25 protein-coding genes and 1 pseudogene are annotated in these 23551 nt (G+C 61.4%); 6 read left to right on the top strand and 20 right to left on the bottom strand.

The window, feature by feature from the left end; translation table 11 throughout:
- Positions 1-271 precede the first annotated feature (271 nt).
- Both ASD00_RS19220 and ASD00_RS19225 read left to right on the top strand, forming a co-directional pair.
- Positions 272-1666 (top strand): sensor histidine kinase, encoded by a 1395-nt coding sequence (locus ASD00_RS19220; protein ID WP_057208343.1) that lies wholly within the window; start codon positions 272-274, stop codon positions 1664-1666.
- A complete protein-coding gene (locus ASD00_RS19225) occupies positions 1663-2319 on the top strand; it encodes a response regulator transcription factor (RefSeq protein ID WP_057208345.1) in 657 nt (218 codons plus the stop codon). Before ASD00_RS19220 ends, ASD00_RS19225 begins: the two co-directional genes overlap by 4 nt.
- On the opposite strand, the gene ASD00_RS40765 is transcribed toward ASD00_RS19225, so the two are convergent.
- From ASD00_RS40765 to ASD00_RS40205, 4 genes and pseudogenes are all read right to left on the bottom strand, one after another.
- Positions 2309-2794 (bottom strand): hypothetical protein, encoded by a 486-nt coding sequence (locus ASD00_RS40765; protein WP_162249738.1) that lies wholly within the window; start codon positions 2792-2794, stop codon positions 2309-2311. The two genes, ASD00_RS19225 and ASD00_RS40765, sit on opposite strands and share 11 nt — an antisense overlap.
- A 195-nt stretch (positions 2795-2989) precedes the next feature.
- Positions 2990-3256 carry a hypothetical protein gene (locus tag ASD00_RS19235; protein ID WP_156585683.1) on the bottom strand — a complete coding sequence of 89 codons (267 nt, stop codon included), beginning with the start codon at positions 3254-3256 and terminating at the stop codon, positions 2990-2992.
- Between the two features lie 290 nt (positions 3257-3546).
- Positions 3547-3767: pseudogene (locus ASD00_RS41805) on the bottom strand (type 1 glutamine amidotransferase domain-containing protein); the annotation flags it as partial.
- Between the two features lie 65 nt (positions 3768-3832).
- On the bottom strand, positions 3833-4012 hold the full coding sequence (locus ASD00_RS40205; protein WP_156585684.1) for a hypothetical protein: 180 nt from the start codon (positions 4010-4012) through the stop codon (positions 3833-3835).
- On the opposite strand from ASD00_RS40205, the gene nuoH reads away from it, so the two are divergent.
- The 3 genes from nuoH to ASD00_RS19255 are packed head-to-tail and all read left to right on the top strand — an operon-like array spanning position 4011 to position 6075.
- Positions 4011-5012, top strand: coding sequence for an NADH-quinone oxidoreductase subunit NuoH (gene nuoH / locus ASD00_RS19245; RefSeq protein ID WP_057208356.1), 1002 nt, complete (start codon positions 4011-4013; stop codon positions 5010-5012). The two genes, ASD00_RS40205 and nuoH, sit on opposite strands and share 2 nt — an antisense overlap.
- Positions 5013-5022: 10 nt before the next feature.
- Positions 5023-5589 carry an NADH-quinone oxidoreductase subunit I gene (locus ASD00_RS19250; RefSeq protein ID WP_057208358.1) on the top strand — a complete coding sequence of 189 codons (567 nt, stop codon included), beginning with the start codon at positions 5023-5025 and terminating at the stop codon, positions 5587-5589.
- 45 nt (positions 5590-5634) lie between these two features.
- Positions 5635-6075: a CBS domain-containing protein gene (locus ASD00_RS19255; RefSeq protein WP_025431440.1), complete on the top strand. Its 441-nt coding sequence runs from the start codon at positions 5635-5637 to the stop codon at positions 6073-6075.
- A gap of 23 nt (positions 6076-6098) precedes the next feature.
- On the opposite strand, the gene nuoG is transcribed toward ASD00_RS19255, so the two are convergent.
- The 16 genes from nuoG to ASD00_RS19335 all read right to left on the bottom strand — a co-directional run bounded on the left by nuoG (position 6099) and on the right by ASD00_RS19335 (position 22507).
- The gene (gene nuoG / locus ASD00_RS19260; protein ID WP_057208361.1) at positions 6099-8717 is read right to left on the bottom strand and encodes an NADH-quinone oxidoreductase subunit NuoG; all 2619 of its coding nucleotides are present in this window, start codon (positions 8715-8717) and stop codon (positions 6099-6101) included.
- Positions 8718-8747: 30 nt separating this feature from the next.
- The gene (nuoF, locus tag ASD00_RS19265; protein ID WP_057208363.1) at positions 8748-10013 is read right to left on the bottom strand and encodes an NADH-quinone oxidoreductase subunit NuoF; all 1266 of its coding nucleotides are present in this window, start codon (positions 10011-10013) and stop codon (positions 8748-8750) included.
- Between the two features lie 4 nt (positions 10014-10017).
- Positions 10018-10530, bottom strand: a complete 513-nt coding sequence (gene nuoE, locus ASD00_RS19270) for an NADH-quinone oxidoreductase subunit NuoE (protein WP_057208365.1) — start codon at positions 10528-10530, stop codon at positions 10018-10020.
- Positions 10531-10547: 17 nt separating this feature from the next.
- A complete protein-coding gene (nuoD, locus tag ASD00_RS19275; RefSeq protein ID WP_057208367.1) occupies positions 10548-11762 on the bottom strand; it encodes an NADH dehydrogenase (quinone) subunit D in 1215 nt (404 codons plus the stop codon).
- Between the two features lie 29 nt (positions 11763-11791).
- Positions 11792-12328 (bottom strand): NADH-quinone oxidoreductase subunit C, encoded by a 537-nt coding sequence (locus ASD00_RS19280; protein ID WP_057208369.1) that lies wholly within the window; start codon positions 12326-12328, stop codon positions 11792-11794.
- Positions 12325-12828, bottom strand: a complete 504-nt coding sequence (locus tag ASD00_RS19285; RefSeq protein ID WP_025431448.1) for an NADH-quinone oxidoreductase subunit B — start codon at positions 12826-12828, stop codon at positions 12325-12327. The genes ASD00_RS19280 and ASD00_RS19285 overlap by 4 nt, the downstream gene beginning before the upstream one ends.
- The gene (locus tag ASD00_RS19290) at positions 12816-13181 is read right to left on the bottom strand and encodes an NADH-quinone oxidoreductase subunit A (protein WP_025431449.1); all 366 of its coding nucleotides are present in this window, start codon (positions 13179-13181) and stop codon (positions 12816-12818) included. The genes ASD00_RS19285 and ASD00_RS19290 overlap by 13 nt, the downstream gene beginning before the upstream one ends.
- 154 nt (positions 13182-13335) lie before the next feature.
- Positions 13336-14775 (bottom strand): NADH-quinone oxidoreductase subunit N, encoded by a 1440-nt coding sequence (locus ASD00_RS19295; protein WP_057208371.1) that lies wholly within the window; start codon positions 14773-14775, stop codon positions 13336-13338.
- Positions 14772-16247 carry an NADH-quinone oxidoreductase subunit M gene (locus ASD00_RS19300; protein ID WP_057208374.1) on the bottom strand — a complete coding sequence of 492 codons (1476 nt, stop codon included), beginning with the start codon at positions 16245-16247 and terminating at the stop codon, positions 14772-14774. The genes ASD00_RS19295 and ASD00_RS19300 overlap by 4 nt, the downstream gene beginning before the upstream one ends.
- Positions 16248-16255: 8 nt before the next feature.
- Positions 16256-18016 (bottom strand): Na(+)/H(+) antiporter subunit D, encoded by a 1761-nt coding sequence (locus ASD00_RS19305; RefSeq protein ID WP_057208377.1) that lies wholly within the window; start codon positions 18014-18016, stop codon positions 16256-16258.
- Positions 18009-18263, bottom strand: coding sequence for a hypothetical protein (locus tag ASD00_RS19310; protein WP_025431453.1), 255 nt, complete (start codon positions 18261-18263; stop codon positions 18009-18011). Before ASD00_RS19310 ends, ASD00_RS19305 begins: the two co-directional genes overlap by 8 nt.
- Positions 18260-19723 carry a monovalent cation/H+ antiporter subunit D family protein gene (locus ASD00_RS19315; protein WP_057208380.1) on the bottom strand — a complete coding sequence of 488 codons (1464 nt, stop codon included), beginning with the start codon at positions 19721-19723 and terminating at the stop codon, positions 18260-18262. The genes ASD00_RS19310 and ASD00_RS19315 overlap by 4 nt, the downstream gene beginning before the upstream one ends.
- Before the next feature lie 4 nt (positions 19724-19727).
- Positions 19728-20030, bottom strand: a complete 303-nt coding sequence (nuoK, locus tag ASD00_RS19320; protein ID WP_025431455.1) for an NADH-quinone oxidoreductase subunit NuoK — start codon at positions 20028-20030, stop codon at positions 19728-19730.
- Positions 20030-20530 (bottom strand): NADH-quinone oxidoreductase subunit J, encoded by a 501-nt coding sequence (locus ASD00_RS19325; RefSeq protein ID WP_025431456.1) that lies wholly within the window; start codon positions 20528-20530, stop codon positions 20030-20032. Before ASD00_RS19325 ends, nuoK begins: the two co-directional genes overlap by 1 nt.
- Before the next feature lie 181 nt (positions 20531-20711).
- Positions 20712-21110 carry a nuclear transport factor 2 family protein gene (locus tag ASD00_RS19330; protein WP_057208382.1) on the bottom strand — a complete coding sequence of 133 codons (399 nt, stop codon included), beginning with the start codon at positions 21108-21110 and terminating at the stop codon, positions 20712-20714.
- Between the two features lie 44 nt (positions 21111-21154).
- Entirely contained in the window at positions 21155-22507 is a 1353-nt protein-coding gene (locus tag ASD00_RS19335; RefSeq protein WP_057208384.1) for an MFS transporter, read from the bottom strand.
- A 20-nt stretch (positions 22508-22527) separates the two neighbouring features.
- Here ASD00_RS19335 and ASD00_RS19340 point away from each other — a divergent pair, with 20 nt between their 5' ends.
- The gene (locus ASD00_RS19340) at positions 22528-23532 is read left to right on the top strand and encodes a LysR family transcriptional regulator (RefSeq protein ID WP_210173876.1); all 1005 of its coding nucleotides are present in this window, start codon (positions 22528-22530) and stop codon (positions 23530-23532) included.
- Positions 23533-23551: the final 19 nt, after the last annotated feature.

The raw sequence follows: 23551 nt of genomic DNA on the forward strand, positions 1-23551 counted from the left end.
AACTCCTCTTCGAATAGCCGCGGGACCGACTTCGATGAAGGCCGCGTTTGTAGAGAAGCGTAACTTATCTTGGGCAAAAGGGAGCTACTATGCCCCCCGGACCATTGCGGCGGCCTATAGGACCTTGGTCCTGTCGGGCAGACAGCCTAAGGTCCGATAAGGATTGAGAACCGAGCCACGGCATTGACCAGCCTGTTCGAGCGTTTAGGTTAACGCGGGTTTGTTGTACCACAGAGACGCTGGCGGCCAGCAGTCGATACCGGGAAATTTCGTGCGCGCCACCCAACTCATCAAAAATTGGAACGCCCGCTCACTGGCATCGCAGTTCCTGCTGATCGGCGGCCTTGTTGCAGCGGCTGCAATGGTGCTGGTTGGGGCGTTTGTTTCACGCCTTATCGAGGAGGCCGTCACTCGCAACTCCGCCGCAACCACGGCTCTCTATGTGGACAGTGTGATAGCACCGTTGTTGCCCGATATGCAGACGACCCAGATACTCGACGGCGGTGTCGCGCGCGCTCTCGACGAAACCCTTGGTCAGGGCGCCTTGGGAGACCGTCTCGTGTCCTTCCGCCTTTGGCGGGCAGACGGCACGGTTCTCTATTCAAGCGACGAAGCCCAGATTGGAAAACGGCTGGAGCTCAGCGACGAGCTGCGAACGGCATTCTCCGGCAGGATGGTGGCGCTCTTCGATCAATCAGGGGAGCAGTCAGACAAACGCCCAGCCGACATGCCGATCCTTGAGATCTACAATCCGGTGCTGCAACCGTGGTCGGGCGAGGTTGTCGCCGTTTCTGAATTTCATGAGGTCTCCTATGATTTCCAACACGGCTTAAACCAAGCGCGCTTCTATACCTGGTTAGCGGTCGCAGCCTTCACGCTTGCTTTTTTCGTGGTTCTCTCTGCGATCGTGCTGCGAGGTAGCCGGACCATTGAGACGCAGCGCCATGCGCTCAAGGACCGTATCGCCCAGCTTTCAGCGCTGCTCGCGCAGAACGAAGCTCTACGTGGGCGGCTCCAGCGGGCCTCGCAGCGCACGGCGGCGCTCAACGAAAGTCATCTGCGCCGCATCGGCGCTGATCTGCACGACGGGCCGGCGCAACTGCTGGCCTTCGCCTCCCTGCGGCTCGACAGCGATGCTTTGACGAACCCGAAAACACCCGGAGCGACGCGCGAGCGCAGCATCGCCGAAATCAAGGAAAGCCTCGATGAAGCAATGCAGGAGATCCGGACGATCTGCAGCGGTCTTGTTCTGCCGCAGATAGAAACAGCGACCCTGACCGAGATCTTGAAGCGGGTCGTTCACGCCCATCAGCAGCGAACGGAAACGACCGTGGAACTGTCGGTTTTCGACCCGCCTGATCACCTCGCTCTGTCCGCCAAAATCTGCATCTACCGTTTCGTGCAGGAAGCGCTCAACAACGCGTACCGCCATGGCGGCGGCGTCGGCCAGCGTGTCTCGCAATCGACGGTGGGTGAGCAGGTGACGGTCGAGGTCGGGGACAATGGGCCTGGCTTCGACCCGGATCGCGTCGAGCCAACGGGCCTTGGCCTTGAGGGATTAAGGGAACGCATCGAAAGCTTGGGTGGAGCCTTCGAGATTAAAGTCTCAACATCTGGCACCGTTGTTCGTATGACAATCAGCACCGAGGAGACAAAAGCGGTATGAAGACAGCGATACGCATAGCCGTGGTCGATGACCATCCCTTGTTTCGAGAGGGCGTAACAAGAAGCCTGCTGGAGATCGGCGGCTTCGAAATCGTTGCCGAGGGGAGTTCCAGGGATGATGCCCTGCTTATTGCCGAGAATCTGCGTCCCGATGTCATGCTGCTGGACATATCCATGCCGGGGGGCGGCTTGAACGCAATCCCACCTATCCTCGAGTTATCGCCGTCGCAAAAAATCATCATGCTGACCGTTTCCGAAACGAGCGACGATGTCACTGCAGCCCTCGAACGAGGGGCGCTGGGATATGTGCTGAAGGGTGTAGGTGGCCGAGCCTTGGCGGAAATCATACGCAACGTCGCCACGGGCGAGAGCTACGTCACTCCGGCGCTCTCGGCCAAACTTCTCTCCAATCGGACGCGAGGTCCATCAAACCTGTCTGCCCTGGTCGCCAGCCTGACCGCGCGTGAACATGAAGTGCTGCAGTTGGTGGCCGCAGGCATGAGCAACAAGCACGTCGCCCGGAAACTCGAACTTCAGGAAAAGACAGTAAAGCACCATATGACGCAGATCATGGCCAAGCTCAGCGTCACCAACCGAACAGAGGCTGCCATGGTGCTGCGCGACGCGGCCGATTGGCGTCCCCTCACTGAATGAGGGACTGAATTCGTTTCAAGTCCGCCAGGGTCGCTCTTCGGTTGATGATCGTGCGCCCTCGCGCATCCTTCATGATGTAGCGGCCGCCATTGATCTCCTCACTCATGCCATCGGCATGGCGCACACCGACCCTGGAAGCACCGCCGCGGGCACCCGTCGAATTGCCACGGGCGTTGCCGCCGCTCGAGTTGCCTTTTCCAGACCTGCCCCCTCCGTTTCCCCCTCCGTTTCCCCCTCCGTTTCCTCCACCGTTTCCTCCACCGTTACCACCGCCATTTCCTCCGCCATTGCCTCCACCGTTACCACCGCCGCCGCCCCCACCATTGCCGTTATTCTCCCCACTCTTGGCAAAAGCGGCCTGGGGAACAAGTTCCAGCAACGTGCCGGCAGGGCCGACGGTATATGGAAGGGCTGTGGCGAACAGACAAACGGCTCCCGAGCTGACTGCGGTAAGAAACTTCCGACGCGTAGGCATGACATCTCCTCAGAACAGAACTTTGCCCGGGCTTCGACAGATTGTCGAGATTGGGCATGCTCTGCCAGACCGCAAACCGGCCGTCGATAGCATGAGTTCAACCGAGACAACCGCCTCGACAAACCCCTTTAAATGATAGTCCTGATCGCTGAAACGCGTTGGGCCAAGGCGCCGCGAACGACCCGTGGCAGGCCTTCAGTGCGGACCTTCGGCTTTGCCGGCACGGTCCACCTTCTCAATACAGGACATGAGCCGCATTTCAATATCGCGACACAGAACTTCAAACTCCCGGATCACATCCTGCCGCGGGTGCGTTTCAAGCTGCAACCTGTGCAGCTCCGTGACCGCCACGTTGTAGGCTTGGCAAAGGTCAAGAAGAGACTCCAGAACATGTGTCCTGGGCGCCCGTTCTTGCCCGACCGTTGGCGAAAGAAGTCGGTGCAGAGAGTTCTTGATCATCATTTTCGTGACACCAGCCCAACATGCTATCAGCGTGCGGAATAAGCGGGCCTGTGTCAAAGCGGACTGAAGTCGGATCAAGAGTAGGACCAAAGTCCGCCGGGCGCGCTTTCCCGACAGCAGAAGAACGGGTTTTCCCCGCGGCCATCTTGAATATGCACGCCGGGCGCGCCAAGCGGCAAAGGCTCGAGCGCGAGCTTGCCGGCTATAGCATCAAGCCGATCCTCGTTGTTGTGACAGGCACGACCGCCTCGCGCGTCGACCTTTGGGGCAGCTGGCGCGCCGACAGCTGGCAGAAGCTCCAGCTGTTTTCTAGCAGCCGAGCCGGATGAAACCGGGTTCGGACCGGCAACTTGCCGACCGTCCACGACGTTACATCGGCCCAATCTCTAGATTGCTCGTAGTCGCCGCCCAGACGCTTCAATTCGTGATCGACGAGGAACGGCACAACCTCCGTCAGGCGAACGGCTTCGCCTTGGGAATTGGTGAAGTCGGTGACGCGCTTTCCCTTGACGGTCCGCCGGTTTTGATTTGGTTGCGGGGGCTGATTGCGCTGAGACATGTACGACCCAGCCGAATTCAAGATTTGAGTGAAGTCGTTTGCGCTAAGCGCCCAATAGCGATGCGGAAATGATTTCCGCTTTGCAAGTAATGCATCACCGCTGTACCGTAAAGCTTGGCAAGCGTAGTGTTCAAGGTATAGCTGAAGCCAACGTCCGGGCGTCGTTTCAACCCGATGAATAAGTAGCCGCCGATCATGGAACTTATTGTCGCTCTTGGCCTGATCGTCTTCAAGGTCGCATTTCTGATTGCGATCCTGCTACTGCTGCCCTTGCCGCTGACCTGGGTGGAGCGCAAGGTCGCCGGTCACATCCAGCAGCGTATGGGGCCAATGCGCGTGGGTTGGCACGGGCTGCTGCAGCCGCTGGCGGACGGTATCAAGCTGCTAACCAAAGAGGACCATATCCCGGCCGAGGCCGATCGCTTCCTCTTCAAACTGGCGCCGATCCTGGCGCTTGCCCCACCCTTCGTGGTGTTCGTCGCGATCCCCTTCGGTGAAAGCGTCTCGGTCCTCGGCACCGAAATTACGCTCTACGTCTCCAATATGAATGTCGCGCTCCTATTCGTCTTCGCGGTGATCGGGATCGAGGTCTACGGCGTCATCTTCGGCGGCTGGGCCGCCAACAGCAAATATGCTGTCCTGGGCAGCCTCAGGACCTGCGCGCAGATGATCAGCTACGAGATCCCAATGGGGTTCGCGGTCATCGGCGTGGTCATGCTGGCGCAATCGATGAGCCTGCTCGAGATCGTGCGGGCGCAAGCCGATGTCTGGAACATCGTCTACCAACCCGTCGGCTTCTTCGTGTTCTTCGTCGCCGGGCTAGCCGAAGCGCAACGTATTCCCTTCGACCTGGCGGAAGCGGAAGGCGATCTGGGGGCCGGGTTCCATACCGAATACAGCGGCATCCGCTTTGCATTCTTCATGGTCAGCGAATACGCCATTGTGTTGCTGGTGTCGGTGCTGGTGGTGATCCTGTTCTTCGGCGGTTGGAACGGCGTGCTGCTCCCCTTGCCGCCGCTTCTCTGGTTTGTGCTCAAGGTCGCCTTCTTCATCTATGTATTCATATGGTTCCGCTTCACTTTCCCACGCTATCGCTACGACCAGCTGATGGCGATCGGATGGAAAGTCTTGCTTCCTCTGTCGATGGCGAACATAATTATAACCGGTGTTCTTTTGGGAGCCGCAGGGGCTCCGTAGCGGGGCGGCGATGTCGCACGCAGGAGACAGAGTTGGAACATGGATCGGTTGGGTGTTCTTCGCCGATCTAGCGAAAGCTTTGGCTCTGACATTCGGCTACATGTTCTCCAAATCCGTGACCATGCAGTATCCGGACAAGGAAAAATGGTTGCCTTATTCGCGTTACCGCGGGCACCATTTCCTGAAGCGCGACGACCAGGGCGAGATCAAATGCGTGGCCTGCGAACTCTGCGCGCGGATCTGTCCCTGCTACTGCATCGAAGTCGTTCCCTACGAAGACGAGAAGGGCAACCGTCGGCCGGCAAAATTTGAGATCGACACGGCCCGATGCCTATTCTGCGGGTTGTGCGAGGACGCTTGCCCAGCGGACGCGATCGCGCTTGGCCAGCAATACGAATTCTCGAGTTTTTCCTCGCGTGACCTGGTGATCGGGCGTGACGATCTGCTTGGCAAGCCGGGCAAGGCGACGACCGGCGGCGGTGTGGTCGCGGCGCACCTGAACACCGACGGGGACGTTCTGGTCGAGACGAGCGAACTGCAGGGGTACAACTGGTGGCGGAATATCCGGCAAACGTGAGTGCGCGTCCGCCGCCAAGCCGGAACGCGTAGACAGGAGGCTCAAATGCATGTCTGCCAAATTTTGAAAAGCAAGTCTCCCAACCTCATCTCGGTTACACCGGATCAGACGATGGAAGAAGTCCTGCGGCTGTTTCGGGCGAACAATATCGGCTTCGTGGTCGTCAGCCGTTCGCCCGGGGAATGCCTGGGCACGCTGTCAGAACGGGACTGTTGCTATGCAGTGGCTGAATACGGAACCGAGGCGCCCACTATGCGGGTCGCCGACATCATGAACCGCAATGTGGCGACGTGCTCGACAGAGGATTTGCTGCCCTTTGTGATGGCCATCATGACCAATTGGCGCACGCGCCATGTCCTGGTCATGGACGGCGGCGCGCCTGCCGGCGTGGTGAGCATCGGCGACGTGGTCAAGCACCGGCTCGAAGAAGCGCTCCGCAATGAACAGGCACTGCACGACTACATTGCCGGCACCGCCTATCACTGAGGGCGCAAACCGGGGAGCGGGAATTAGGGTGGACTGCCCGGAAGCTCGGCAATGCCTCGGCCGGGATTTTCAGTTGCTGCCCCGACTCCCGCCGCCGCATCGAAGGCGGCGCGCACCTTTTCAACCTCCACCGGACAAGGGTATTCGCCCTGCCGCATCAGGCTGTTGAGACGCAGGTCTCGGTAATTTTCCGGCACGAACACGAGCCCGCTGGGAAAGTGCCTGTTGATCTTGATCTGCGCTCTCAGTTCACCCTGGGTGGATCGCACGGCCACGTGATCGCCATCCGCAAGACCAAGCTGCGCGGCATCGCGCTCACTCATCTCGACATATGGGTCGGCTGCGACCGTATTCAGGATCGCGGAGCGTTCGGAAAGATATCCGTTGTGAAACAGGCAGTTGCCGGTAATCAGCATGAGCCGGTCGCCGGCAATCGGAATGGCAGACGGCGCCGCGAGGAACTCATCGGCCGGCGGTGTCGGCACCGATCGGGTAAATGCTCCGTCAATGCCAAGCCCGTTCAGCGTCAGCCCCTGATAGGCCGGTACCAGTTGGGTCATCTCGTCGAAGATTTCCGCTTGCGTCGACGGCCGTAACTGCTGATTTCGAAGCGCCGCGACAAAGTCGAGGATCGCCAGATTGCCCCGCGCCTCGAAGGCGGCTTCGCGGAACTTGCAGACTTTCTGGGTCCGGCCCTCATTGCTGGTGAAGGTACCGGATTCTTCGCCGTAACTCGCTGCGGGCAGCACCACATCGGCCAGGCCCACCGTGTCCGTGAGGAAAGCGTCCTGTACGATCAGCAGGTCGGCGGCGCCAAGCGCCCGCGTGACGCGTTTCCGGTCCGGATAGCTCATCACTGGGTCGCTTCCAACGAGATAGAGCACGCCCATCCGCCCGCCGTCGCAGAGCTCAAGCATGGTCCCGAAATCTGCGCCTGGCTCAGGCGGGATCGCGGCGCCCCAGGCCCGTTCGAGAGTTGCGCGCGCAGCAGCATCGGTGACGGCACGCAGTCCTGGTAGCGCTGCCGGCAGAACCCCCATGTCCCAGGCGCCCAGCTGGTTGGCACGGTCGAACAGGAATTGCATCGCCAGGTCCTTGCCAAGGGCACGGAGAAGCCGCAGCAGCTTGTTGATCTGCTGTAATGCTGCGCGCGCAAGCGGATATCTCAGGAGGTCGACGCTGACCAGAACGGTGACGCTGCCACTGTCCAGCAGCGCAGCAGCGAGGCGGTCCGCCCCGTCACCATCGGTTGCGCCCAGCCTGCCGGTTGGTGCGCCGATATCCGCGGGAACTTCGCCCGGCACGGCCTGACCGGCCGCCGCAACGAGACCGTCCACCACCGCGGCAAGGCCCGCCGCCTCACCACCCGGCGGAACGCGAACGACCGCCCGGGCATCGGCGTCCAGACGGGATGGCCGCGCCGAGAGCATGAGCAAGCCCGTCTGCCGTCGCCGCGCGCAGTCCCGCAACAGATATTCGGTGACCGGGTTTTCCTCGGTCACGTTGCCACCGACGACCAGCACGCAATCGTAGCCGATCACGTCCTCCAGTGGCGCCCGTGTGTAGAAACTCGCCAGCAATGGGCCAAGCGCATAGGAAGGTGTGGCCCAACGCGACCCGCAGTCTACGTTGTTGGTCCGAAACACCGTCCGCATCACTTTCTGGAACTGGTAAAGAACCTCGTTGGGAAGGCGCGGCGAGGCTAGGCCGCCCGCGACCTTTCCCTCGACGGCAGAGAACCGCCGCTGCAGATACTCCCCCGCTTCTTCCCAGGAAACCGGAACGAGGGCGCCATCACGGCGAACCATCGGCCGTTTGATCCGGTCCCGGCTCCCGACGAAGTCGAGGCCGAACCGCCCTCGCACGCAAAGCGTTTCTCGGTTGACCCCATTCTCCTGCTTCGAGCGGACCCGCATGAACTCGCCCTTGCGCGTGCCGACGGTCAGCTGGCAACCAGTACCGCAATGCGGGCAGACCGTGTCGGTCTCGGCCAGATCCCAGGGCCGCGCCTTGTAGCGATAGGGAAAGCTCATCAGCGCACCGACCGGACAGACCTCGACGCAATTGCCGCATTGGTCGCAACTCGCGAGGCTGCCCTCGAAGCCGGTCACGGCGGTATCCATGCCTTTTTCAACCGTGCCCAAGGCGACGGCGCCGACCACTTCCTCGCACATCCGGACACAACGCTGGCACTGGATACAGCGGTTGACGTTCATGATGATGACCGGGCTGAGGCGGATGTCCTTGGAGTGAAACACACGTTTGGCATCACGGAACTGGCTTTCGCGGGGCCCGTACGCCATCACCAGGTCCTGAAGCTCGCATTCGCCGCCCTTGTCGCAGATCGGGCAATCGAGGGGATGGTTGGCGAGCAGCATGTCGAGCATGGAAGAGCGTGTTTCCTCGACCAGCGGCGTGTTTGCCCGCACCACCATGCCGTCTGTGACCGCGGTCGCGCATGCGGGTTGCAGCCGCCGCTGCCCTTCGATCTCCACCAGGCACATGCGGCAGGAGGCCAGCGCCGGCAGCCGCTTCAGGTAGCAGAAGGTCGGGATGTCGATGCCCAAACGCTCGGCGGCCTGCAGCACGGTCGAGCCTGCCTCCACTTCCAGTGTTTGTTCGTCTATCGTGATGCTAACCATTGCCTTCCTGCGGCCTTCTATTTGCGCTCCTCAGTGAAACGGGCACCTGCCCGCTTCGATATGGGCGACGAATTCATGCTCGAAATGCGTCAGCGCCGCGCGCAGCCCCATGGCCGCACCATCGCCCAGAGCACAGAACGTGTTGCCGAAAATGCCCTTGCAGAGTGCCTGCAGTTGTTCGAGGTCGCCCGGCGCCCCCTGCCCCGCCTCGACCCGGCGTAGCACTTTTACAACCCAGTTCAGCCCTTCGCGGCACGGGGTGCACTTGCCACAGGACTCATGGTGGAAGAATTCGATGATGCGGGTGGCGACCTTGACCATGCAGGTCGAGTCGTCGATTACGATGACCCCGGCCGAACCGAGCATCGAGCCGGCGGCGGCCAGCGAGTCGAAATCCATCCCAACGTCGAGCCCATGCTCCGGGATCACTGGCGCCGAGACGCCGCCTGGGATCACCGCCTTGATCTTGCGTCCAGGCAGCGGCCCGCCGGCACGGTCCTCGACCAGTTCGCGAAGTGGTATGCCCATCGGCAGCTCGTAAAGGCCCGGTTTCCGAACCTGGCCGCTGAGGCAATAGAGCTTCGGGCCGGGACTTTTGTCCGGGCCGATGCTGCGGAACCAGTTCGGCCCTCGCGCCACGATATGCGGAACGCAGGCCAATGTTTCGACGTTGTTGATGACGGTCGGGCTGGCGTAGAGGCCTTCGACCGCCGGAAACGGCGGTTTCAAGCGCGGCTGCGCCCGCTTGCCTTCTAGCGAGTCGAGCATCGCTGTCTCCTCGCCGCAGATATAGGCACCGGCACCGCAATGGATATGCACGGCGAAATTGAAATCCGAGCCGAGAATCCGTTTTCCCAGATATCCCTTCGCATGGGCCTCAGCGAGTGCCTGCTCGAGCCGCCGGATCGCCAGCGCGTATTCCCCGCGGATGTAGACATAGGCGGTTTCAGCCCCGATCGCGTAACCGCCGATAGCCATCCCCTCGATCAACTGGTGCGGATCACGCTCCATGATGATCCGATCCTTGAAGGTGCCCGGCTCGCCCTCATCAGCGTTGCAGCACAGGTATTTCGGCTTGCCGACGCGCTTCGGCACGAAGCTCCATTTCATTCCGGTTGGGAATCCGGCCCCCCCGCGACCGCGCAGGTTGGATTCTTTGACAAGATCGATGATCTCGTCGGGCGTGTGCTCACGAAGCGCCTTCGCCAGCGCTTGGTAGCCACCGCCGGCCTCGTAGGTCGCGAGCTGATGGCCATCCGGCACGCCCACATTCCTGAGAAGGACGGGTTCCATCATGACACTACTCTCCCGGCGGGGCTGTGGTGGCGGGATCAGCGCCGATCGCCTGCCCCGCCATCGCCCGCAGCCGTTCCAACAGCGCGTCGATCCGCGCAATGTCGAGGCCGCCGCAATAGTCGTCGCCGACCTGCATCACCGGGGCCATCTCGCAAGCACCGAGGCATTCGACGGTCGAAAGCGTGAACAGCCCATCCAGGGTCGTGCCGTCCTTTTTGATCCCAAGCACCGCCTCCAGGTGCCTCAGCAAATCCTCGGATCCACGCAGCATGCAGGAGACATTGTCGCAGAGTTGCAAGTGGAACATCCCCACCGGCTCGGTGCGGAAGAGCGTGTAGAACGTCGCCAGCTCGTAGACCCAGATCCGCTCGACGCCGAGGATGTCGGCGACCTCTTCCAACACGGGGCCTGGCAGATGGCCATGCTCCTTCTGCGCGATCAGAAGGGCGGGCATGATCGCCGAGCGCTGGTTCGGATAGCGCGCCGCCGCCACTTCGATCTTTTCGCGCATGTTCATCGCGTCCAAATCTCCCGCTACTTGTCCACCTCGGCCATTACCGGGTCGAGGCTGCCCAGAACGGCGATCATGTCGGCCAGGTAGTGCGCATTGCTCGTCCCGAACAGGCCCTGGAGGTTGACGAACGACGGTGCCCGCACCTTCATGCGGAACGGTTTTTCCGACCCGTCGCTGATGATGTAGAACCCGAGTTCACCCTTTGGCGCCTCGATCGCCGAATAGACCTCGCCCTTCGGCACCTTGAAGCCATACGCCGACAGGTCGAAGTGCTGGATCAGTGCCTCCATCGAGCAATGCACCTTGTCCTTGTCCACGGGGAAAGCGACCGTCGGCATGTCAATCTGGAACGGCCCCTCGGGCATCTGCTCGAGGCATTGTTCGATGATGCGCATACTCTCACGCATCTCCTCCACCCGGCATTGCCAGCGTGCATAGCAATCGCCCTCTTCGCGGGTGATAACGTTGAAGTCGAGACGGTCGTAGATCTCGTAAGGTTCGTCGCGACGGATGTCCCAGTCGACGCCGGAGGCGCGCAGGTTCGGGCCGCTCAGGCCCAAATCGATGCCGTCTTCGGCGGTGATCACGCCGATTCCCTGCGTTCGCTTCAGGAACACCCGGTTGTTCTCGATCAGCCGTTCATAGTCGCGAATCCGGTTCGGGAAGATGTCGCAGAACTCCCTGATCTTGGGGAAAAAACCGTCGGGCAGGTCCTCGCGCACACCGCCGACCCGGCAGAAGGAGGTGTGCATCCGCGCGCCGCTGATCATTTCCAGCAAGTCCATGATCATTTCGCGCTCGCGCATGGCGTAGAGCAGCGCGGTCATTGCCCCCAGATCCAGCGGCAGCGCGCCGGTGATCAGGAGATGACCGGAGATCCGCGCCAGTTCGGCCATCAGCACGCGGATATACTGCGCGCGGATCGGCGCTTTGATGCCCAGGAGCTTCTCCACCGCGAGCGCGAAGGCCAGGTTGTTCGACGGCGGGCAGACATAGTCGAGCCGATCGGTCAGCGGAAAAATCTGGGTGTAGGTGAAGCTCTCGGCCAGTTTTTCTGTGCCGCGGTGGAGGTAGCCGATATGCGGGTCCACGCGAGCGACATATTCGCCGTCCAGCTCAAGGACGAGCCGCAGCACGCCGTGCGTGCTGGGATGTTGTGGGCCAAGATTGAGGAGCACCTCCTTGGTGTCGAGCGCCTCGCCTTCCGGCCTGCTCAGTTCCGTGACTTCGGTCATCTCAAATTCCCGACGTGGAGCGGCCTCCCTTATGGAATGTCCTTGGTCGCGAGGTCGGGCTGTGTCGGCGGCGGGCCTTCGGCGCCAAACGGGTTCAGCTCGTCCTTGTAGCCCCGGAGCGGAAAGTCCTTGCGCTGTGGGAAGCCCTCGAACCCTTCCCACATGTAGATCCGCCGCAAGTCGGGATGACCCTCGAACCTTATCCCGTACATGTCCCAGGCTTCGCGCTCATGCCAATTGGCCGTCCGCCAGACGCCCGTCACCGACGGGACCCGCGGCGGATCGTCGAGGCGGCATTTGATGCGAACGCGCCATTTGTTCGGCAGCGAATAGAGGTGATACACGGCCTCGTAGCGTGGCAACTCGGGGTAATGATCGACCCCGCAGATGTCCGACAGGAAATTGAACCGCAGCGCCGGGTGTTCCTTCAGAAACCGGCAAAGCTCGACGACCATGTCGGGTCGAGCGGCGAAGGCGTGAACGCCATGCGCGAAGCCAAGATCGTCGATTGCGTTGCCGAAGCGCTCCGTGATCAGGATGAGATCGAGGGGTGTCTCCACGCTCATGGCACCGCGATCCGGTCCAGAGGCGTTCCGGCCAGCGCTCGGGATTTCTTGATCTTCTCCTGAAGCAGGAGGATGCCATGCATCAGCGCCTCGGGCCGTGGCGGGCAGCCGGGAACATGCACGTCCACTGGCACGAAGGTCTCCGCTCCCTGCACCACGGCGTAGGTGTTGTAGACCCCGCCCGAGATTGCGCAGGTGCCCATTGCGATAACCCAGCGTGGTTCCGGCATCTGATCATAGAGCCGGCGTACGACGGGCGCGAATTTCCGGGTTATGGTACCGGCGATAATCATCACGTCGGACTGGCGCGGTGATGGCCGGAACACCACGCCGAACCGGTCGAGATCATAGCGGGCGCAACCCGCCGAAATCATCTCGATGGCGCAGCAGGCAATACCGAAGGTCTCGGGCCACAGCGCCGATTTTCGGCTCCAGTTGATAACGCTCTCGGCGGTGGTGAACAGCACGCTGTCGCGGATCGCATTGTTTACGCCTCCCATTCCAGCGCTCCCTTCAGCCAGGCGTAGGCGAAGCCCACAAGAAGCAGCACTATGAAGACGAACATCTCGACATAGCCGACCAGTCCGATGTCTTTCAGCACGACGGCCCAGGGAAAGAGGAACATCGTTTCGACATCGAAGACGACCAACAGGATTGCGAGAACAAAGAACTGCACCCGGAAGCGGCCTCCGGCGGCCTCGCCTGCCGGGTCCATGCCGCATTCATAGGGCATGTTCTTCGCGGGATAAGGATTGGACGGACGCAGCAGCGAAGAGACAAACAGCGTCGCCCCCGCCACCAGAACAACTCCGGCGACCATGACAAGAACCGGGAGGAACTCCATCGCAGTCATATCGCGTTGCCCCGTTCACCCGCCGAGGGCTTTCCTCAGGCCGCGACCGACCCAATTCGGGACCGGTAATGCGTCGCCCAGGGAAGGGACTTGGGCTATCCTTTCTTGAACTCCCAGTCTATTCCGCCGGGCGGATCATTGCAAATCCAATCAATTAGCCCCCCAAAACCGAATGCTGGGCAAGCCTCAGAAACCACGCCGGGAATAGGCCGATGCCGATGGTGCCGACGGCGGTGAAGGCGAGCGTGACGCGGACCAAGGGCGTCAGTGCCGGGTCGAACGCCCTTTCCGGCTCCCGCATGTAGATCACCATGACGATGCGGATGTAAAAGTAGGCGGCGACGGCGCTCAGCAGCACTGCGATCACCGCCAGCATGACGAAACCGCGCTCAACGAGCGCGACCAGGACGTAAAACTTGGCGAAGAAACCGGCCGTCGGCGGAATGCCGGCCAGCGAGAACAGATAGAGCAGCATGAGAAGCGCCAATCCGGGGCGTGACTTGGCGAAACCCGCGTAGTCTTCGATGATCTCGCCCGAGAAATCGCCGTTCCGCATCATGATGACGGTGGCGAAAATGCCGAGATTCATGAAAGAGTAGATCAACAGGTAGAGCATCACGCTGGCGATCCCGTCGGCGCCGCCAGCCACCACGCCGAAAATGGCGAACCCGGCATGGGCGATGCTCGAATAGGCCAGCAGTCGCTTGAAATTATCCTGCACCAGCGCCACGAAACTGCCGAGCGCCATCGTCACCACAGCAAGGACCGCGAGGATAATCCAAACGTCCGAGGTCGCGACCAGCGGATTGAGGAACACCCGCAGGATCACCGCGAACCCCGCCGCCTTGGGGCCCACCGACATGAAGGCCGTGATCGTCGTCGGTGCGCCTTCATAGACGTCCGGGATCCACATGTGAAAAGGCACCGCGCCGACCTTGAAGATCAGCCCCGCGACGATGAAGACAACAGCCAGCAGCAATCCGGGATCGAGCGGATCGCCGGTCACCGCCGCAGCCATCGCGTCCAATTGTGTGGTGCCGGTGAGCCCATAGACCAGTGAAACGCCGTACAGGAAAATCCCGGTCGAGACCGAGCCAAGGATCACGTATTTCAGCGCCGCTTCGTTCGACCGCTGCTCTCGCCGCAGGAAGCCGGTTAGCACATAGGTGCAGATCGCCATCAGTTCGACGCCGACATAGACCGACAGGAGGTCGGTCGCCGAGGCCATGATCATCATTCCTGAAAGCGCAAGAAGCAGCAGGACATAGTATTCGCTGCTGCCGATCCCTTCGGTCTCGGCATATCGCCGCGAAAGCAGGAATGTCAGAACGGTGGCTAGGTAGAACACGAACTTGAAGAAGACCGCGAAGCGGTCAGCGATGAACATGCCCGCATAGGCCGGCTGCGCCTCGCCGGCGCGCATGAGTGTCACAGAGGCGGCAATCAGCACGACCGCGACGGAAGCCCAGACAAGGACAGGGGCCTGCCCCTTCCGCAGAAACTGTCCCAGGATCAACAGGATGCAGGCCCCCGTGATCACCACGATCTCGGGCAGGCTCGCCAGCACCGACTGGAAGAGCGCGGCGGCGGTCATTGGCCGCTCCCCTTACTGTGTACCTGCGTCAGCAGATGCTTCGCGGAGGCATCGATAATGTTGAGAAAGGGTTTCGGATAGAGCCCGACCCAAAGCACGAAGGCGGCCAAGGGCAGGATTGCGACCATCTCGCGGGCATTCACATCGCGTATGCTGAACCGGGCGCCGACGCTGGCCGGGCCAAGCGCGACTTTCCTGTACATGCCAAGCAGATAGGCCGCGCCCAGCAATGCGCCCAAAACAGCGGTCGCGCCGACGGCCAAGTCGGCCGCAAACCCGCCGGACAGCACGAGCAACTCCCCCACGAACGAATTCGTTCCCGGCAGCGCCATTGCCGACAGGACGAACAACGCAAGAAACGCGGTATAGACCGGCGCCGCCTTCATCAACCCGCCATACTCCGCCATGCTGCGCGTGTGTGTCCGCTCGTAGATCAGGCCGACGAACAGGAACAACGCTCCCGTCGTTACGCCATGATTGAACATTTGCAGGATGCCGCCCTCAAGCCCGCGCAGGTTCAGCGCAAAAATCCCTAACGTCACGAAGCCCATGTGGCTGATGCTCGAATAGGCCACCAGCTTCTTCAGGTCGTCCTGCGCCAGCGCAAGCAACCCGCCATAGACGATCGCAAGCGCCGAAAGTGCCATCATCAGCGTCGAATAGTGCACTGACGCTTCAGGCAGCATCGGCAGCGAGAACCGCAGGAATCCGTACGCACCCATTTTCAGGAGCACGCCCGCCAGGATGATGCTGCCCGCCGTCGGCGCCTGCACATGGGCATCCGGCAGCCAGGTATGGACCGGAACCATGGGGACCTTGACCGCGAAGGCGATCAGGAAGGCGAAAAACAGCCAGGACTGGACCTGGAACGGCAAATCCTGCGCCGTCAGGGCGAGGATGTCGAAGGTCTGGCCGCCGTGGAAATAGAGCACGATGACACCGATCAGGAATAGGAGGCTTCCCGCCAGCGTGTAGAGGAAGAACTTGAACGCTGCGTAGACCCGGCCTTCGCCGCCCCAGACGCCGATGATCAGGTACATCGGGATCAGCATCGCCTCCCAGAAGACGTAGAACAAGAACAGGTCGAGCGCGCAGAACACGCCCAGCATCAACGCCTGCATGACCAGCAGGCTGACCATGAACTCCTTCACCTTGCGGTCGATTGCGGCCCATGAGGCGAGCACGCAGATCCAGCCCAACAGCGCAGTCAGGAACACAAAGAGCGCGCTTATTCCGTCGATGCCGAGCGCATATGTGATCCCAAGCGCGGGCACCCACGGGTGCCTCTCGATGAACTGCATCTCATGGGTAGTTGTGTCAAAGCTGGCCAGCATGGCCAAGCAGAGAGCAAGGTCGAGGATGGTGACACCGAGTGCTGTCCATCGCACTGCATCGTCACGGCGCAAAAACATCAGAACCGCTGCACCGGCGACGGGCGTGAATACGATGAGACTGAGTAGCGGGAATCCCATCGCGCCTCCTACCGCCACGCCACGGCGAAGACGGCAACGGCTGCGATCACACCGACAATCATCGCCAGCACGTAGTGGGTCACGACGCCGGTCTGGAGCCGACGCAGCGCCGCGCCGCAGCGTAGGACCGAGCGGGCAACGCCGTTCACGATGGCGTCCACGCCGGTGAGATCGATCCGCAGTCCCGCCCGTGCTGCCCCATGCAGGAAGGGCAACGCCGCGGTCTCGGAAACGTCGCTCACCGCCTTCTCGTAGCGCGCCAGCGGTTTCTCAGCGATCCACATGAGGACCCGCGCGCCCTTGCGGTAGAACCAGTCAGTGTCGAGGCTGATCTTATTCTCGGGATCGAGCGCCTTGAGGAACAACACGAACCCCAACGCTGTAAACATCAGCACGCCGAGGCTCTCGGTGACATGGACGCCGGTGTAGGGTTCGAAGTCGACCGGATAGGGCAGCAGCGCATACAGCGCCTGGGGGAACACCCCGATCGCGATGCACAGCACCGCCGCCATGCCCATCGCGACCAGCATGTTGCCCGGCGGTTCGCGCGCCTCCAGTTTCTGATCCGTGCCGAAGAACATATAGTACGGGAGTTTTAGTCCGGTGTGCAGGAACGTCCCCGACGACGCCATCGTCAGCGCCAGCACCACCAGCGCCCGATGGTCCTGCCCGGCGGCGGCCACCACCATCGACTTGGTGACGAAGCCGGAGAAGAATGGAAATGCCGAAATCGCCAAGGCACCGACCATATAGAGCGCCACGGTCATCGGCATGGTTTTGTAGAGCCCACCAAGCTCGGTGAGCTTGCGACGGCCGGTGACGTAGATGACCGCCCCCGCCCCCATGAACAAAAGCGCCTTGTAGAGGATATGCGCGAAGGCATGGCCGGTTGCCCCGTTCACGGCCATCTCGGTCCCGATGCCGATGCCCGCCACCATGTAGCCCACCTGACTGACGATGTGATAGGCCAACAGTCGCCGGCAGTCGTTCTCCAGCACTGCGTAGATGACGCCGTAGAGCGCCATCGCGGTGCCGAGCCAGACCAGAAGCTCGGTGCCCGGAAACGCCCGCGCCAGCACGTAGACGGCGGTCTTGGTGGTGAAAGCGCTCATGAACACCGCCCCGGTGACGGTCGCCTCCGGATAGGCGTCGGTCAGCCAGGCGTTGAGCGGCGGCACCGCCGCGTTGAGCAGGAACCCGGCAAGTATCAGGTAGGCGCCGACGCCCATCCCACCCTCGATCGGACCGAAAAGCAGCGAGCCGGTGGCGAGCCCGTGGAGAATGATGCCGCCGAGCAGGGCAACCCCGCCGGTGATGTGGACCATGAGATAGCGAAAACCGGCGGCGATCGCCTGCCGGCTGCCCTGGGCGAAGACCAGATAGGCAGAGGCAAATGCCATGGCCTCCCAGAACAGGTATAGGGTCAGGTAGTCGCCGGCGAACACCACTCCGAGCGCGCTGCCGACGTAGACGAACGCGGCGACATGCTGGCCGGCGTGAGGCAGGTGCAGCGCGTAGACGGTTCCAATCAGCGCCATGATGGTGAAAACGGTGGCGAAGACGATGCTCAGCTTGTCGACCTTCGCGATCAGGACTTCCTGCCCGATGAATTGCATCTCGCCATAGCTGCCCGGCTGCATCGCAAGCACGGCAAGGATCGCCAGCGCCGGAACCAGCAGCAGATAGGCCTTGCGGATCGACCCGTTGAGCAACGGGATCGGCAGCGCGCCGAGAATGAAGATCAGGCTCGGATGGATAAAATCAATCATAGTAATCCTCGCGCCGCATGAGCCCACACTGGTGGCCGAGGAACTTGGAAACGAAAATCAAAACCATGCAGGAGCCGAAGCCGTAGACGGCAGACCAACCAGGCAGGCGGTCCCACAGGTATTCGGCGTGTTCGCGAGAAACCAGAAAGTCGGCGACGACGATCAGGACGAGCACCAGATAGAACAATCGGCGGCGCTGCCTCGCATATTCTTCGTCACCAAAGAAGTTGACGACGCGTTTGATCATTTGACCACTCCGTCCGCCAGGGCGAGAAAATAGCCGGGAAAGATGCCCATCAGCACCGAAAGGATGGCGGTTGCGACCAGCGGGATCGTCATCATCGGAATTTCACGAACCGTCGCCGGGCTCTCCTGCACCTCCGTCCCGAAAAAGGCGACATAACTGACCGGCAGGAAGTAGGCGGCGTTCAGGACAGAACTCACTAACAGCACGATCAGGAATGCAATCTCCCCCGCCTCCACAGAGCCCAGCGCCAGATACCACTTGCTGACGAAGCCCGCGGTCGGCGGCACCCCGATCATGCTGAGCGAGCCGACAAAGAATGCCCCCATCGTCCAGGGCAGCCTACGGCCGATACCGGCCATATCGCTGATGTTCCGTTTGCCAGACGCGCAATAGATCGACCCGGCGCAGAAAAAGAGTGTGATTTTCGAGAAGGCATGCGCGGCAATGTGGATAATCCCGCCGACCATTGCGACCGGCGACAACAGAACCACGCCCAGCACGATATAGGATAGTTGGCTCACCGTAGAATAGGCCAGCCTGGCCTTCAGATCGTCCCGGGTCAGGGCGTAGACCGACGCCATCAGGATGGTGAACGAGACCAGATAGGCCGTGGCTGTGCCGAGGCCCAGCTCGCCGACCAACCCGACGCCAAAGACGTGGAGCACCACGCGCAGCACGCAGAATACGCCCATCTTGACCACCGCCACCGCATGCAAGAGCGCGCTGACTGGTGTCGGCGCCACCATCGCGGCAGGCAGCCATGCGTGCACCGGCATCACGGCGGCCTTGGCGAACCCGAAAAGATAGCAGAAATAGACGACTGTCAGCAGCGCCGCCGAGGCATCGGCCCCTGCCAGCAGTCCCCCTGCCACAAAGTCCAACGACCCCGCAATGTGATAGGTCAGCGCCAGCGCGGCAAGCAGCACGCTTTTCGACGCGCCCATCAGATAGACGAGATACTTGCGGCTGCCCTTCCATCCCTCTTCGTCCTCGTGGTGGTAGACGAGCGGATAGGTAACGAGGCTGAGTACCTCGTAGAAGATCACCAGCGTAAACAGATTGGCGGCGAAGGCGCCCCCGACGGCCGCTGCCAGGCTGGTGGCGAAACAGGCGAAGAACCGGGTCTGCGCATGCTCTTTCAGGTGCCGCATGTAGCCGATGGAATAGATCGCGGCCACTATCCATAGAAGTGACGATACTGTGGCAAAGACCATGCCGAGCGCATCGACGCGGAAAGCGAAGTCGACCCCCGGCAGTATCTCGAAAAGGCGCAAATCGACGGTCCCGCCAGCCAGAACTGTGGGCGCCATCGATGCGACAATCGCGAACAGGGCGATTGCGGCCAACGGCGAGACGACGTCGCGGAGTTTCTCGCGGTTGTTGAGAAGGACAACGGCCAGGGCCGCCAGAGCCGGGACGGCGACGGCAAGCAGCGGCCGGATCGTTGTCTCCGGGTCCAAGCCGCTATCCTTTCATCATGGTCACATCGTCGACCTTGAGGGTGGATTTGTTCCTCACAAGGGCGACCAAGATGCCGAGGGCGACGGCAACCTCCGCCGCAGTGATTGCGATGACGAAGATCGCGAAGATCTGCCCGCGGAAATCGCCGTACTGACGGCCGAAAGCGATGAAGTTGATGTTGACCGAGTTGAGCAGCAGCTCCAGCGACATCAGCACAACCAGAATATTGCGTCTGAGCAAGACGCCCGCCGCTCCAATCACGAACAGGGCCACTCCGAGCAAAATATACCACCAGAGCGGAACCATCACCCCGACTCCTTCCGCGCCAGCACGATGGCGCCCACCAGGGCCGCCAGCAGGATCACGGAGGCGGCTTCAAACGGCAGGAGATAGTCGGAGAAAAGCGTCGTGCTAAGCTGTCTGATCGCGTCGCCGTCGCGCGTCGCGACCGGTTCGACGACGGAAAAGCGGTCGCTCCGGAGCACCAGCACGAGCATCTCGATCCCAAGCAGGACGAGCAGCACGAGAGTTGGAAGGCTACCGCCGGGCAAGAACCGCTGCAAGACGGCTTCGCGCACGTCGATCATCATGATCACGAACAGGAACAGCACCATGATCGCGCCGACATAGACGAAGATCTGGATGACGGCGAGCAACGGCGCCTCGAGCATGATGAAGATTGCGGAGATCTGCAGAAAACAAGCCATCAACGCCAATGCGCTGTGAACCGGATTCCGCGCCACGACGACCATCAGGGCCGCGACCACGGCCACCGTAGCGAACAGAAGAAAGAACCCCTGATCCATCGACGCCGCCCCTCGGGCGCGAACTGTCACTCGGCGAGACGGCCGGATTGGAGTAGCGCCGCACTTCAGATGCGTTCACAAATTGTGCCCTAGTATCGGATTTTTCACAAGATTATTGTCGGCGGTCGGCTAGAGGGGCGACCTTCGGAGGGAAACTTTACAAGGGGCATCGTAGACGTGCCTAAGCCGCAACCGGCGTTTCATGCAGATGCCGCCATCGGAGCGAGCCATCCGCTGAAGCTTCCAAAACGACGGTCGAGCGTCTTGCGGTTTGAACCCCGCCCGCATCCGCGTGCGTCTCGCGATAGGTGACGCAGGCTCCGCCCGACCATTCATGGCAGATCTGCATCTCGTCGACCGTGATCCGCAGCTCCGGGCGTTTCCCGTGCAGACGTCCGAACAATTCGCCCACGCCCTCTTTGCCAAGCGCGGTCCCTTGCATGGAGATCATGCGAAACTCAGGCGAGAAGCGTTCGAGCAGTTGCACCAGATCGGCAGGCCGAGCCGCCCCGATGAACCAGCGTTCGATCGCGACGTGGACATCGACAATCTCACGGAAGAATCTTTTAGTATCGGTCACGTTCGGCTCCTTGTCGGACAGTGTGAAAGAATGAGCTACGCGCGCTAATCGGCTCGCCGCAGGCGCAGAACGAAGGGCAGCGGAAACACGATCAGAACGGCAGCGATCACAAAACAGTAGCGGTAAGCCAGGGCATCGGCCGCACCGCCGCTGGCAGCGAGGAAGAGCCCCAGCAAGCCTCCCAGCACACTCGCACCGAGCGAGAAACTGAGCTGACGGTTGATGTTCCACAGCGCGCTTGCCTCTGCCATCCGTTCCGTTGGAACCGACGTAAAGGCTGCCGTCTGGGCCGTGCTCGTGCAAAGGCTCGCTCCAAAACCCATCAAAACAAAGGACGTGATCCTGACGGTGAACATTCCGGCGAATGGTGTGGCCAACAGCAGCACGCCGGCGCTGGTGACGGTCATGCCGACGAGAAAGAGCGAGCGCGGGCCTCGGGACGCAAACATCCGCCGCGTGGACATGATGGCGACGCAGGATGCGGCTGCCCATGGGAGCATAAGCATTCCCGTTTGTGTGGCCGTCAGACCAAGGCGGTCCTGCAAGTACAGGGAGGCGATCAGGTTTACGCCCGTGAAAACGCCCGGCACACACAGGTAGATGATGCTGCCAGTCCTGAGCATCGGATCGGAGAGCAGACGCAGATCAAGCAGCGGTTCGCGCGAACGCAGCGCATGGCGGACATAGGCGGCGCCCGCGACAATCGCCAAGGCAAGGACAATCGCGGCATGAACGCCACGTCCCGCCTGACTAGTGAGCGTCAGGCCAAGGGGAAGGCAAAACAGGGTGATGGCGCTCAGCAGGAAGCCGGCAATGTCGAGCGCCGGCTTCGCTTCCGCCAACCGATCGACCGGCGCCCAGGCAAGGGCCAATGCTGCTATCGCCGCTGCCAGTGGCGCAACACCGATAAACACCCAGCGCCAGGACACATGATCGGCAGCGATCCCGCCGATGGCGGGTGAAAGTGCCGGCACCAGCAGCGCAACCGTCATGACCACGGCCGTCAGATGGGCGCGGTCTTCCGGCGGATAGGCGCGATAGGCCATGCTCTGGCCGACCGGCACGAGCAGTCCTCCGCCGAGACCCTGAACGAGCCGCCAGGCGAGAAGCGTCGCAATCCCAGTGGCCATACCCCCGCCGAAGCTTCCCACCGCCACAATGAGCAGAGAGGCAATGAACACGCGGCGTTCGCCGATCCGGCGCGCAAGCCAGCTCCCCAGCGGAATGGCGACAGTCAGGCCGAGCATGTAGATCGTGCCGACCCAGGCGAGATGCACGACGGATGCGCTCAGCTCCCGCTGCAACGCCGGCAGGGCGGCATTGAAGATGAACATATTCGCGAGATCGACGGCGAAGCCGAGAAGATAGAGGGTGGCAATTCGGGAGCGGGCGGACACCGGGAAAACCTTTGATAGGAATGACGCCCGCAGGGTATTCCCTTTCATATCGTCGAATAAGGCGATACAATTCGACAACACTTGTCGACTCTATTTACCAATTGGAGTGCGTTATGGCGGTGAGTCTTGATCGCCTGACTGCTTTGCGAGCCGTCGTGGAAGCAGGATCGTTCACTGCGGCCGCCAAGCAACTCAATCAGGCCAGGGCCGCCGTCAGTTTCAACATCAAGCAGCTCGAAAGCGAATTGGGCGTCACGCTCCTTCATCGCACCACGCGCAGCCTTGCTCTGACCGATGCCGGCGAACGGTTCTATGCGCGCTGCCTTCGCATTCTCACGGAAGCCGATGAGGCGATTGCCGAAGCGCGCACGGAGCAAACGGTGCTGAGCGGCAGCTTGCGCCTGACATCGACGGTTGAATATGGCGTCGCGGTGATCGCTCCGGCGCTTCAGAAATTCACTGCGCTGCATCCAGACCTCGACGTCCAGTTCGAAGCCTATCCGACGAATGTCGACCTCCTGCGCGACCGCTTTGACGTCGCAATCCGGCTGGGGCGCAACGAGCAATTCCAGACGTCGCCATATGCTGGTGTGCACCTGGGGACGTATCAGCTCAGGCCAGTCGCGTCGCCGGACATCCTCGCCCGCGTTGATCGAACTGTCGTTGGTGCGCCCAAGATGCTGAGCGCGCTGCCGCACATCAGCAATGCCACCGTCGACCATGTGAAAAGCTGGACAATGTTCGACGAAGACGGGTGCGAATGCGCGTTCGAGGTGCCTCGTCCGTCCCGGCTACTTGCCAACAACGCATCGGTTGTGAAGGCGCTGGCGGTTGCCGGCGCAGGCGTTGCGCTTCTGCCTGACTGGTTCGTCGCGCCAGAACTTGCCAAGGGCACGTTGGCCGACGCCCTGCCGTCCTATCGCTTCCCCGATCACCAGATTTTCGCGATGCACCTGCCCATGCAGATGGTCCCGCAGAAAATCCGGGCCTGGCTCCTTTTCCTCAAGGATCATGTCCGTCGTTGATTTCCTGGCACGGTACGCC

Source organism: Ensifer sp. Root31 (assembly GCF_001424825.1).
Taxonomy (GTDB): domain Bacteria; phylum Pseudomonadota; class Alphaproteobacteria; order Rhizobiales; family Rhizobiaceae; genus Ensifer; species Ensifer canadensis.

Bases quoted from the DNA above. Each gene is read 5' to 3' on its own strand.
- nuoF (WP_057208363.1), bottom strand. From the start codon at position 10,013: ATGATGGAACCCGTCCTTCTCAGGAATGTGGGCGTGCCGGATGGCCAT.
- nuoD (WP_057208367.1), bottom strand. From the start codon at position 11,762: ATGACCGAAGTCACGGAACTGAGCAGGCCGGAAGGCGAGGCGCTCGAC.
- ASD00_RS19285 (WP_025431448.1), bottom strand. From the start codon at position 12,828: ATGGGAGGCGTAAACAATGCGATCCGCGACAGCGTGCTGTTCACCACC.
- ASD00_RS19325 (WP_025431456.1), bottom strand. From the start codon at position 20,530: ATGGATCAGGGGTTCTTTCTTCTGTTCGCTACGGTGGCCGTGGTCGCG.
- ASD00_RS19225 (WP_057208345.1), top strand. From the start codon at position 1,663: ATGAAGACAGCGATACGCATAGCCGTGGTCGATGACCATCCCTTGTTT.
- ASD00_RS19300 (WP_057208374.1), bottom strand. From the start codon at position 16,247: ATGGGATTCCCGCTACTCAGTCTCATCGTATTCACGCCCGTCGCCGGT.
- ASD00_RS19340 (WP_210173876.1), top strand. From the start codon at position 22,528: ATGACGCCCGCAGGGTATTCCCTTTCATATCGTCGAATAAGGCGATAC.
- ASD00_RS19305 (WP_057208377.1), bottom strand. From the start codon at position 18,016: ATGATTGATTTTATCCATCCGAGCCTGATCTTCATTCTCGGCGCGCTG.
- ASD00_RS19255 (WP_025431440.1), top strand. From the start codon at position 5,635: ATGCATGTCTGCCAAATTTTGAAAAGCAAGTCTCCCAACCTCATCTCG.
- ASD00_RS40765 (WP_162249738.1), bottom strand. From the start codon at position 2,794: ATGCCTACGCGTCGGAAGTTTCTTACCGCAGTCAGCTCGGGAGCCGTT.
- ASD00_RS19310 (WP_025431453.1), bottom strand. From the start codon at position 18,263: ATGATCAAACGCGTCGTCAACTTCTTTGGTGACGAAGAATATGCGAGG.
- ASD00_RS19280 (WP_057208369.1), bottom strand. From the start codon at position 12,328: ATGAGCGTGGAGACACCCCTCGATCTCATCCTGATCACGGAGCGCTTC.
- ASD00_RS40205 (WP_156585684.1), bottom strand. From the start codon at position 4,012: ATGATCGGCGGCTACTTATTCATCGGGTTGAAACGACGCCCGGACGTT.
- nuoG (WP_057208361.1), bottom strand. From the start codon at position 8,717: ATGGTTAGCATCACGATAGACGAACAAACACTGGAAGTGGAGGCAGGC.
- ASD00_RS19235 (WP_156585683.1), bottom strand. From the start codon at position 3,256: ATGATGATCAAGAACTCTCTGCACCGACTTCTTTCGCCAACGGTCGGG.
- ASD00_RS19290 (WP_025431449.1), bottom strand. From the start codon at position 13,181: ATGACTGCGATGGAGTTCCTCCCGGTTCTTGTCATGGTCGCCGGAGTT.
- nuoE (WP_057208365.1), bottom strand. From the start codon at position 10,530: ATGAACATGCGCGAAAAGATCGAAGTGGCGGCGGCGCGCTATCCGAAC.
- ASD00_RS19295 (WP_057208371.1), bottom strand. From the start codon at position 14,775: ATGACCGCCGCCGCGCTCTTCCAGTCGGTGCTGGCGAGCCTGCCCGAG.
- nuoK (WP_025431455.1), bottom strand. From the start codon at position 20,030: ATGGTTCCGCTCTGGTGGTATATTTTGCTCGGAGTGGCCCTGTTCGTG.
- nuoH (WP_057208356.1), top strand. From the start codon at position 4,011: ATGGAACTTATTGTCGCTCTTGGCCTGATCGTCTTCAAGGTCGCATTT.
- ASD00_RS19250 (WP_057208358.1), top strand. From the start codon at position 5,023: ATGTCGCACGCAGGAGACAGAGTTGGAACATGGATCGGTTGGGTGTTC.